8 protein-coding genes are annotated in these 11505 nt (G+C 36.4%); all 8 read left to right on the plus strand.

Annotation, left to right across the window (positions count from 1 at the left end; all coding sequences use genetic code 11):
- Positions 1 to 113 precede the first annotated feature (113 nt).
- Positions 114 to 1223 (plus strand): polysaccharide lyase family 7 protein, encoded by a 1110-nt coding sequence (locus ACFFU9_RS01840; RefSeq protein WP_379859657.1) that lies wholly within the window; start codon positions 114 to 116, stop codon positions 1221 to 1223.
- Positions 1224 to 1324: 101 nt separating this feature from the next.
- Positions 1325 to 2542: a D-mannonate dehydratase ManD gene (manD, locus tag ACFFU9_RS01845; RefSeq protein WP_379859658.1), complete on the plus strand. Its 1218-nt coding sequence runs from the start codon at positions 1325 to 1327 to the stop codon at positions 2540 to 2542.
- Between the two features lie 532 nt (positions 2543 to 3074).
- The gene (locus ACFFU9_RS01850; protein WP_379859659.1) at positions 3075 to 6266 is read left to right on the plus strand and encodes a SusC/RagA family TonB-linked outer membrane protein; all 3192 of its coding nucleotides are present in this window, start codon (positions 3075 to 3077) and stop codon (positions 6264 to 6266) included.
- Positions 6267 to 6285: 19 nt separating this feature from the next.
- Positions 6286 to 7626 (plus strand): RagB/SusD family nutrient uptake outer membrane protein, encoded by a 1341-nt coding sequence (locus ACFFU9_RS01855; RefSeq protein WP_379859660.1) that lies wholly within the window; start codon positions 6286 to 6288, stop codon positions 7624 to 7626.
- A gap of 176 nt (positions 7627 to 7802) precedes the next feature.
- The gene (locus tag ACFFU9_RS01860; protein WP_379859661.1) at positions 7803 to 8510 is read left to right on the plus strand and encodes a FadR/GntR family transcriptional regulator; all 708 of its coding nucleotides are present in this window, start codon (positions 7803 to 7805) and stop codon (positions 8508 to 8510) included.
- 175 nt (positions 8511 to 8685) lie between these two features.
- Positions 8686 to 9456 carry an SDR family NAD(P)-dependent oxidoreductase gene (locus ACFFU9_RS01865; protein ID WP_379859662.1) on the plus strand — a complete coding sequence of 257 codons (771 nt, stop codon included), beginning with the start codon at positions 8686 to 8688 and terminating at the stop codon, positions 9454 to 9456.
- A gap of 66 nt (positions 9457 to 9522) precedes the next feature.
- Positions 9523 to 9957: an RbsD/FucU domain-containing protein gene (locus ACFFU9_RS01870; protein ID WP_379859663.1), complete on the plus strand. Its 435-nt coding sequence runs from the start codon at positions 9523 to 9525 to the stop codon at positions 9955 to 9957.
- A gap of 407 nt (positions 9958 to 10364) precedes the next feature.
- A complete protein-coding gene (locus ACFFU9_RS01875; protein WP_379859664.1) occupies positions 10365 to 11504 on the plus strand; it encodes a Gfo/Idh/MocA family protein in 1140 nt (379 codons plus the stop codon).
- The last annotated feature ends 1 nt before the right edge of the window (position 11505 follow it).

Consider the following 11505-nt stretch of genomic DNA (forward strand, 5'->3'; position numbering starts at 1 on the left):
TCGAGTACTGAGTACATATAGGGTTGTGATTTAGTTATTTATGTTTCGCAACACAAATATCCACAACCCTTCTCATTTTTTTTAAAAAAAGTTTAAATCACTTCCATAATAAAATGAATAAAAAAAACATTATAACGGTAACCTTTATAGCGCTTAGTCTTTTTTTAGTGCTAAATAGTTGTAAAAATAAAGCTAAAGAATCCAATACAACGGCTGCCTCTAGCTCCAGTGAGAATAAGGATGAGGAAACCGTTTACGCAAGTGACGTGATTCCGTTTTTTGATCATTGGAAACTCATTTTAGGCGATGGTTCTAATGTGGGTATTGCGAATAATTTTGAAAATAAAGATTTCTTTTATGTTACACATGATGATGATAGCGATTGGGTTGTTTTTAAAACTCCAAATGCAGGAGATACCCATGGGACATCAAATAATACAAGAACAGAATTAGCTCAAACAAAAAAGTGGTATCCAAAAACAGCAGACGATAAATTGTCGGCAACGCTTAAGGTCATGAATGTTTCTGCAACTGGTGATGCACGGGTGGCCGCTTCGTATTCCGTAGTGGTAGGTCAGATACATAGTGCAGATAAACATGAAAACGAACCGCTTAAAATATTTTATAAGAAATTTCCAGGTCATACTAAAGGCTCCGTTTTTTGGCACTATGAAATCAATACCGCAGGGGATGATAATTCTGGAAGATGGGATTTTTCAACGGCCGTGTGGGGTGATGATTTTTCCGTGGTGGGGCCAGAAGCAAATACCTACCCAGCAGAACCTAAGGATGGTATTGCTTTAGGCGAAGCGTTTAGTTATGAAGTCGCGGTCAAGAATGGTATTATGACCTTGAATTTTATGAGTGAAGGTCATGAAACAAAAACATTTACAAAAAACCTAGTCGAATCAGAATACACAAAAACTTCAGATATACCAGAGCAAACACAAAAATTGTTTGTGCCACTTGGTCAAGACGGTGTAGAGCGTGCAAATGCATACGCTGGTGAAGGTTGTTTTTTCAAGCTTGGAGCTTATAATCAAACCAATGGAAAGTCGCCAGAAGAAAATAAAAACTGGTGCTCTGGCGCCGAGACGCATGATGGTAATCTTAAAAAGCAATACGCTGATGGAAATTATGCTGAAGTATGGTTTAAAACCGGAAGTATTTCTATAAGTGAGAACGCCGTATCCAATGAGGGTTATTTTACTAAAAACGATTAAATGGGCTCTTCGTTCTTTTTTACAAGCATTGAGATTTAGTTCAGGATAATGGGTTAAAATTTACAATAGTTTAAAGAAACATTAAATATAGTATGGTTCATATGAAAATAAAAGATATAAAAGTTTTTGTTTGTTGTCCTGGTCGAAATTTCGTTACAGTAAAAATCATAACCGATCAAGGTATATATGGAATTGGAGATGCCACGTTAAATGGCCGTGAATTAGCTGTTGTAGCTTATCTGGAAGACCACGTAATCCCATGTTTAATTGGAAAAGACCCGCACCAAATAGAAGATATTTGGCAATACCTGTTCAAAGGGGCTTATTGGCAAAACGGCGCTGTTAGTATGGCGGCAATTGGAGCTATAGATGTGGCCCTTTGGGATATTAAAGGAAAAATTGCTGGTTTGCCAGTTTACCAACTACTTGGCGGTAAAAGTAGACGGGCTGTTACGGTTTATGCGCATGTAAATGGTGAAACTATTGAAGAGGTTCTTAATGGTTTGGAAATAGCCATAAATGAAGGGTATAAGGCGGTTAGATTACAATGTACCATTCCTGGCACAGAAGGAACTTACGGAACCTTAGGCGATAAAAAAAATTATTATGAGCTGCAAGGCAATAGACCCTTGCCACCAGAGCATGGTTGGTCTACAACCAAGTATCTCAATTTTATTCCTGAATTATTTAAACAAGCGAGAGAGAAGTTTGGTTTTGAAATAGAATTGTGTCACGATGTCCATAGCAGGCTAACACCTATAGAGGCCGCACAATTAGGAAAAATGCTAGAACCCTACCGTTTGAAGTTTCTTGAAGATGCCGTAACTTACGATAACCCTGAAGGTTATAAAATAATAAGAAACCACACCACTACTCCCCTGGCACTAGGAGAAAAATTCAATACGATTTGGGATGCAAAACATGTAATTGAAAATCAATATATTGATTATGTGAGAACTGCCGTAACCCATGGTGGCGGATTAACGCCATTAAAAAAACTGGCTGATTTCGCTTCGCTTTATCATGTTAGAATGGCGCCCCACGGTGCCCCCGATCTTTCTCCAATTTGTTTCATGGCACACATGCATTTGGATTTATGGGCACCAAATTTTGGAATTCAGGAATTTGTTGGCTTTGGAACACCCGAATTAAATGAAATATTTAGCTACAAAGCTGAATTAAAAGAGGGCAGTATATACATAGAAGATTTACCAGGATTAGGGGTGGATTTCAATGAAGCGGCTGCTAAAAAGTATCCCTATAAAAGATCCTACCTTCCCGTTACTAGATTAGAAGATGGTACCTTATGGAGTTGGTAATTGAAAGGTGTGTGGTATAAGACTATTATTAGAATAGTTGTAGGTTATTCTTAATGGGTTACATGGATTTTGATTGCATATTAAGGTTGTAAATTTTTACAAATTTGTATTTTTATTTATTTTTTTAAAATAATTTTAGATAAACAAAGCATCTTAAATAAGGAGGGTCCCATTGTTCTAAAACGGATGCTTTTATGGTTTTAAGATTAATATGGACCATACTTTCATTAGGGTATCGATTTCCTAGATGTTTAAACCCTACTGGGAGGACTAAGAAATGATTGTTTTTTATAAAAAAACAATCATTTCTTACAAGCTATGTTAATGTTAACTTAAAATATATTTTGATATAACAATTTTTTAACATATGTTTGGTAAACCAAATTGGGATACCAGATTGGCGCACCAGTTAAAACGTAAATTAAACTAAAATATTTATGATCTATAAACCGCCTGAACAAGTGATTGATATTTAAAAACAACTATGTTTTACATTGCATTTAACAATTTATTAAACTAAACAAATTAACAAATGAAATTAAAAACCAAACTAACATTAATGCTGATTATGATATTTAATATATCATTATTTGCTCAAAACGGGTATAAATTATCCGGCACAGTAAAAGATGAGGCGAATATGCCCATTCCTGGGGTTAACGTAATTATAGCGAATACCTCAAAAGGTACCGCTACAGATTTTGATGGGCAATTCCAGTTAGATGTTAAAAAAGGAGATGTACTCCAGTTTTCGTATTTAGGCTATATTAAGCAATCTATAACGATTACAGATCAAACAACACTTAGCGTAGTTATGGCAGAAGATGCTGCTAAATTAGAAGAAGTTGTTGTAGTGGGTTACGGGACTCGAAAAAAGTCACATCTTACAGGAGCTATTGCAAAAATAGGTGGTGAGGAAGTGGCTTCGGTTCAAGTGGCACGTGTAGACGAGGCTCTAGCAGGTAAGCTGCCAGGTGTTATTATTCAAAATCAAAGCGGTGAACCAGGTTCAGATCTTAAAATTCAAATTAGATCGGGCTCATCTCTTTCAAGCAATTCAGATCCACTAATTGTAGTAGATGGTTTTCCTATTTCAGGAAACTTAGCCACTGTAAATCCAAACGATATTGAAAGTTTAGAAGTATTAAAGGATGCTGCTTCTGCTGCAATATACGGGTCTTTAGGGGCAAACGGAGTTATCTTGGTTACTACTAAAAAAGGAAAACAAGGTAAGGTTAATTTCAGCTATAATGCTTATACAAGTACTTCAAGGAAGTATGTGAAAAATATAGATATGCTTAAAACTGCTGGAGAGTGGGCACAGGAGTTACAATCTGGCGCTTATGATCTTAGTCAAACCAATCCTGATTTGCTAGAGTATAGACTTTATGGATATGAAAATGCTCCAGACGTAATTGGTATGGAAGATTGGTTATTTAAATCTGGTAGCAGTACAAGTCATGACTTTAGCATGAGTGGCGGGTCTGAAAATGTAAAAGCATTTGCTTCTCTTGGGTATTTAAATACAGAAGGTATTGTTAAAGGACAAGGCTATGAAAAGTATAGCGGACGTATGAATATTGATGCCTCTTTAAATGATAAGTTAAAAGCGGGTCTTAGTATGAATGGTTTTTATGGCAATCAAGATATTGTACCTTGGGAAATGAGAGATCTTTTAAGGGCATATGCTATTAGTCCTGTTTACCATACGCAGGCGTCTATTGATTTTGTTCAGGATCTAGATGCTAGAAGACAAGCTTTATTTAATTCAGGATATACAGCAAATAATTTCGGCCGTTCATTTGATCAAGATTACAGAGGTAATAAAGCCCTAGGTTTAGACCCTCAAAGTATCTACGATTTACAACCAGGTGACGTAGTTCACGATTGGCAATATGGTAGAAACCTTAATGGAATTGGTGGAACAGGTGACGCAGGTGTAGGCGCCAAGTTTGATAACTCAAGACGATATAAGAAAACGCTTTACGGCAATATGAGCTCTTATTTACAATATGAAATCTTGGATGGCTTAAATGTGAAAACCATTTTTGGAGCAGATTTACAAGATGTTAACGAGTACTACTATCGTGGAATATTGTCAGATGGGCAACAACGTACTAATCAAACAGATTTAGATATATCAGATATTAAAAAATCTACTATATTAAGTACTACTACTGTAGATTATGCAAAAGTGATAGCTGAAAAGCATGATATTTCTGCAGTTATTGGTTTGGAATTTGTAAATACTAAGTTCAATGGATTGTCATCACTTGGCTCGAATGTGCAAATGGGGTTACCTTTAAATTACTCTTATTTTGGAGCTGAGGATGTTATCTCTCGTAGAATTGAAGAAAAACAGTCAAGAAGAGGTGTTTTCGGGCGTGTTGCTTATGCTTATGATGACCGTTATTTAGTATCGGCTTCGATAAGAAGAGATGGCGATTCACGTTTTGGAGCTAATGAAAAATATGCAGTATTTCCAGCAGTATCTTTAGGATGGAACGTACATAATGAAGCTTTTTTACAAGGTAATGAAGTGATAAGTTTGTTAAAACCTAGATTTAGTATGGGATCTTTGGGAACGTCTTCAGACTTAGGTTCGTATAGTGCATTAAGTATTTTAGGGACTACGCCAACGGCCTTTGGTCCAGGTTTCTTAATCCCAGATGACGTTGCAAATGCCGATTTAACTTGGCAAACCAACAAAGAAACGAATTACGGTATTGATACAGGATTCTTAAATAACCGTTTCAGATTTAGTATAGACTATTATACGTCTGATGTTAATGATATGCTAATCAATCAAAGTGTTTCTGAGGTTCTTGGTACACCTCAAGTTCGACTTAATCGTGGTGATATCAAAAGTTCAGGTTTAGAATTAGAACTTAATGCAAATATCATTCAAAAAGGAGATTTTTCTTGGACTGTTAATGCTAATTTATCCACGGTTAAATCAGAAATCACGAGCTTAGGTGATTTAGATGAACTACCACGTCAAATTTATGGAGGCCCAGGAGATAGAGGTCCTGAATTTAGAAATTATGTAGGGGGTGAACTTGGTGAAATGTGGGGTTACGAGAGTGCAGGTCAAGTAGAAACAATTTACATTGCCGATCCAACTAGAAACGTTGGTTATGGAAGCGGTGTTCATTATGTTGTAGATCAAGATGGTGATGGTCAAATTACTAAAGAAAATGATTATGTTAAATTAGGATCAGCAACTCCAGATTTTTATTGGGGACTTTCAAGTAATTTAAACTATAAAGAATTTGATTTGTCATTTCAATTTCAGGGATCTCAAGGGGCAGAAGTATATAATATTGATCCCATTTACTGGCAATCATTATTCCGTGACGCTACAGGTCCGAGTTTTGATGCTAATAGCGATGGCATCGCCGATCATAATGGGTTGCATTATGAGGAGTCTAGAAATGTACATGGCGGATTTATTCAAGATGCCTCTTACATTGCATTAAGAAACTTAACTTTAGGGTATACACTTAATCCTGGTTTTGTTAGTAAAGTAGGTGTTGGTTCGATGAGAGTATACGTAGCTGCAACTAATTTATTATATGTTATGGGTAAAGATTATACGTCATATAACCCAGAAGGGATAGAAATTGAAAATTCAAATTATGGAGGGCCTACAACGTATGGATACCAAGAAGGTGCAAGCCCGATTGTTAGGAGTTTCACATTCGGTGTAAATGTTAATTTTTAATTAAGAAAAAATGAAAAAAATGAAATTTATATATATAGCAATTTTGTCTATGGTGTTGATAACAGCCTGCGATAATGATTTGGATCAATCACCTACTTTAGATTTAGAAGCAAGTAATTTGACGGAGTTTGCACCTGTTTTAAATGCAGCATACTACTATCATACAGGCGTAGCGATGTCACAATTGGTTATGGGCGATTTTAGAGCTGATAACATGAAAATGATAGAAAGTCCATATACTGCAATGGATACATATAATGCAGATTTGGCAGGTGGAGATGTTACCGGAGCCTTTTTTAGCCCAGTATATAGTAATTTGTATAAATCTATTTTAAGTGCAAATAACGTGATTGAAAATTCGTTGGATGCAACTCAAGTGGCTGAAGCTCAATTTTTAAGAGCATTATCTTATTTTAAACTTGTATTGGTTTTTGGTGATGTACCGGTAAATTTAATACCTTCTCCAAGTACTACAGATACATCTATTTTAGTGAGGCAGCCAGTAGAAGATGTTTATAATAATGTAATAATTCCTGATTTTAAAAATGCCATTGCGGGATTAACTAATTCTGGATTAGTGTCTGGACGTGCGTCTAAAATAGCAGCACAGGCATATCTAGGTAAAGTATATATGCACAGAGGTGATTTTACTAGTGCGGTACCGGAGCTTGCTGCTGTTGTAAACGGAGCTGCCGCTGCCGGAGTAACTTTAGAGGCCGATTTTGCAAATGTAGTAACAGATGTAAGTTCAGAAATTCTATTCGCTACTCAAATATCAGCAGCCATTCCAAATGCCGATGGTTCCTCTTCTGCCTCTACCTTTGTAGGATGGTTTAGCGGAGCTGACACCAAAACACTTACGCCGTTAGATGCCCGTTTAACTGCTGCATTTGATGCTAGTAGTGCTGCTGGAGGTGGTACAGATTTAAGAAAAGCTTTAACTATTAATGAAGTAAATCAAACAGGTGTTAAATATACTGGTGGTCTTGATCAAGATGCTATAGAAATGAGATTATCTGATGTAATTTTATTATATGCTGAAGCCTTAAACGAAACCACAAACGCTGCTGGAGCGCAATCTGCAACTATTTTGGCAGGATTAGATGCAATAAGATCCCGAGCAGGATTGACTAGCTTAGTTGGTACAGCAACAACACAAGCAGCTGTTAGAACGGCTATTGCAAATGAAAGAAGATTAGAATTGGCTCTAGAAGGCCACAGGTGGTTTGATTTGGTAAGAACAGGTACAGTTGATGCTGCTATGGGTTTAACCGTTAACAGTAACTATCATGTGTTTCCAATTCCAAATTCAGAAATTCTTGCTACAAATGGCGTTATTACCCAAAATGCAGGATACTAATCCTTACAATCTTCAATAATAAGTTAGTTTAGTTTTTTATAGGTTAACCGGCCTGAATTTAAAGGGGTCGGTTAACTTTATAAAACTCGATTATAAGAAGGGGCTTTGTTTTATAAATGGAATAAATTTAATAAATTTACCGCACCAATCTGGTACACCAATTTAATTCTATTTGTATGAACTTAGACACCCGTTCTAAAAATGAAACCCAAGAAATTACTAATCGCGTTAAAATAATAATTACTAAAATAGGCGATTTAATTAACGAAAAACACTTACAGCCTGGAGATAAATTGCCTGCAGAAAGGTTGTTGGCTGAAAAATTTGATGTTAGTAGAAGAACCATTAGGGTGGCTATTCTTAAATTGGAATCCTACGGCATATTAAGATCGATGCCACAAAGCGGAACATTTGTTGCAAATATAGGCCCTATTGCCATGAACGGCATGATTGAAGATATTTTAAGTCTTGGTTTACCTGATTTTAAATCTTTAGTAGAAACTAGAATCTTACTAGAATTGAAAGCGGTTCGATTAGCAGCAGTACGACGTTCAAAAAAAGATTTGCAGAGAATAAAAAAGGCCTTGGACGCTCATGAATCCAAACTACTATCTGGAGAAGATGCTGTACAAGAAGATTTACTGTTTCATTTAGCAATTGCTAAGGCAAGTGGTAATGTTACAATAAATGAGATTATGATTGGAATAACTCCTCAAATAATTGTAGACTTTAAAAAGTACCATACAGACTATAATTCCTTAGATGAACTAAGAATAATAGAACATACCAAAATTTATGAAGCTATTAGAGATCAGGACCCCAAATTAGCAAAAAAAAGAATGAAAAAACATTTTCATCTTCTTTATGAATATTGTGATTTCTAATATAGGATTAGAGAATTTTCTATCTCTAAGTAATAGAAGGGGTTAAGAACAAATTAGAGCTTTTTCGATCCTTTTATCGTGGTGTTTAAAACTTATTTTGAACTTAGATAAAAATAGATCAAATGGTAATTTTGAAAATTTAAGGAATACCAGTTTCTATTAATATAATAATTATATGAAAAAAAACAACAAATTAACAGGGAAAAGTGTTCTCATTACAGCTGGTGCTCAGGGTATTGGGGAGTCTATCACAAGACATTTTATTGATAGTGGAGCCCATGTTGCCATCCATTACTTTTCCAGTGCCGATACTGCAAACCAATTGAAGGAATACGCTACTAGCAAAGGACAAAATGCAATTGTTATAAATGGCGATTTAACAAAAGAAGCAGATGCAAATGCTGTAGTAGAAAAAACAGTAGAAGCCTTTGGGGGTCTGGACATCCTAATTAATAATGCAGGGTCTCTTGTTGCACGTAAAATGCTAAGCGAAATGGAGGCCGATTTCTGGCATAAGGTAATGGATATAAACTTAACATCCATGATGTTTGTAACGCGAGCCGCTGCTCCTTTCTTAGCGAAAAACAAGAATAGCAGTATTGTTAATTTGGCATCACTTGCAGGACGTAAAGGCGGACATCCTGGGTCTCTGGTATATTCTACCAGTAAAGGTGCAATCCTAACCTTAACACGGGCGCTTTCTGAAGAATTAGGCCCTCAAGGGATTCGGGTTAATGCCGTTGCTCCAGGTCTTATTCTCGGGACTTCATTTCATAACACGCATACTACAAAAGAATCTGCTGCAGCAACAACGGCTAGTATACCCATCCAACGGGCAGGTAATGCAGACGATGTAGCGCGGGCGGTTTTATATCTGGCGTCTGAATATGACGGCTTTATTACTGGTGCTACGCTCGATATCAATGGTGGCGTTTATAATACATAACCCGCGTTAATTGATATGTAAGGGAATGCTTAATCATCTGATTTTAATCATTTAAAATATAAATGTATGCTAAAAACTCCAGTAATTCACCCCACCATCATGGAGGTGCTTGCGCGCTCGGGCCATTTTGCGCAAATTGTTATTGCAGATGGTAATTTGCCCGTTGCTGCCATGGCAGGGCCTAACGCCACTACCGTACACCTTAACTTCCGGCCCGGACTACTGGACGCACTTACGGTACTTGAAGGACTATTGGAAGTTTGTCCTATTCAAGGGGCCATCGTTATGGAAAAGCCTGCCGAAGCAAACGCAGACATACATAATGCTTATAAAAAATTATTGGGAAACGTTACGTGGAACGAAATGGAACGCTGGGCTTTTTACGATAAAATTAAGGATTCTGCCACCACATTAATTATTCAGACAGGTGAACTTCGTCGATTTGCTAATTTAATTTTAACCGTTGGTGTTGTTAAAATGGTAGAAGAGGCTCATTTTTAGATGTTTTAAAATTTATTTGGCTCTGAATTAAATCAGATTTCAGGTAGGAGCTTCTTACTTAAGCTAAAGCTTTTAATATCGCAAATTAGATTCTGAACAACAAAGCAAAAGCGTATCAAAACCCTTGTTGCATAGTGCCTTCGTTTTTTGAGTCTTGTGGTTTAGATCTTAATTATAAAAACAAGGATAAATCTAATCCCAAAAAAATATGACGGTCATAAAAAAGTATACTCACAAAGAAATATATCGTTATTGCTGTACTTTCTAATCTTAAGTTTAATAATATTTCTAATGCTATAATCTAGCTTGAGTAAACATAGAGAAACGCTTAACAAGCAATAGGTAAATGGACTTGTAGGTATATAATAATGATTAACGGTTAAAAAATTCGTTTAAAACATAAAGAAATGGATAATAAATTAAAAGTATTAATTTCTGGATCTGGATTTGCTGGACAAGGGCATGCAGATGCATTTCGCGCTGCAGGTGTTGAGGTTGTAGGTATTGTAGGTCGAACAGAAAGTGTAGTAAAAGAAGTAGCTACAAAAAAAACTATTCCATATTTCGGTACAGACTGGGAACAGGCTTTAAAGGATTGTCAACCGGACATTGTTTCTATAGCAACGCCTGGTGGTGCCCATTATGAACCCATAAAACAGGCTATTGCGTTTGGATGCCATGTGTTTAGTGATAAACCATTGACAGATAGTGCCGATTCCGCAGTAGCGTTATATGAATTGGCCATAAAGAAAAATGTAAAAACGGCATACGCATCTAGTTTTCGTTATATGCCATGTATTCAACACGCAAAACAACTGGTGGCAAATGGTGCTATAGGAGAGCCTACTGAAGTAGAATGTATATCACACTTTAATCTAGAGCGCGATATTCCTTTTGGCTGGTCGCATCGAAAAGAAGATGGCGGTGGTCGTTTAAATAACAATTTCACGCATATGATATCGATTGTCACATCTGTAATTGGTGAAAAAATACTCTCTATAATCGGCGATGTGCGAGACGACTTGGGAAAAGCGCCCATAGTGGAAGGGGTACATAATTTTAAAACAAGAAGAGATTTTATTCCAACAAACCTAAACGATCCTAATCTTAAATGGGGAGAAAGTAATGTAGAGTGGTCTTATACGGTACTGGCAAAACTGGAAAGTCCTATAGCATCTAAACCTGTATCGGTACTATTTAAACATGGAGGGCTAAATCCTAAATACCATGAGAATCATATCGTATTTTATGGTACAAAAGGGGCTATCTTCATTGAAGGCCATTATGGCATGGGCCCCTTGTATGTATGGGATAAGAATAAAAACTGGCAAGGATTACCATTGCCTCAAGGCATTATGGATAATTTACCAAAAGTAGAGGGAGATACCGAGCGCAATTGGCATTACTTGGTAAGAGAATTTGTGAAAGATATTAAGGGTGAAAAAGTAGCGCCGTACCAAACTTTCAAGGAAGGTAGTTTATATCAGCAACTTATCGACTTAATTAGAAAAAATGACAAATGGACGGATGTCCGTCATTTACAATAAA

Origin of the sequence: Mariniflexile ostreae (assembly GCF_042427585.1) — a bacterium.
Classification (GTDB): Bacteria; Bacteroidota; Bacteroidia; order Flavobacteriales; family Flavobacteriaceae; genus Pseudalgibacter; species Pseudalgibacter ostreae.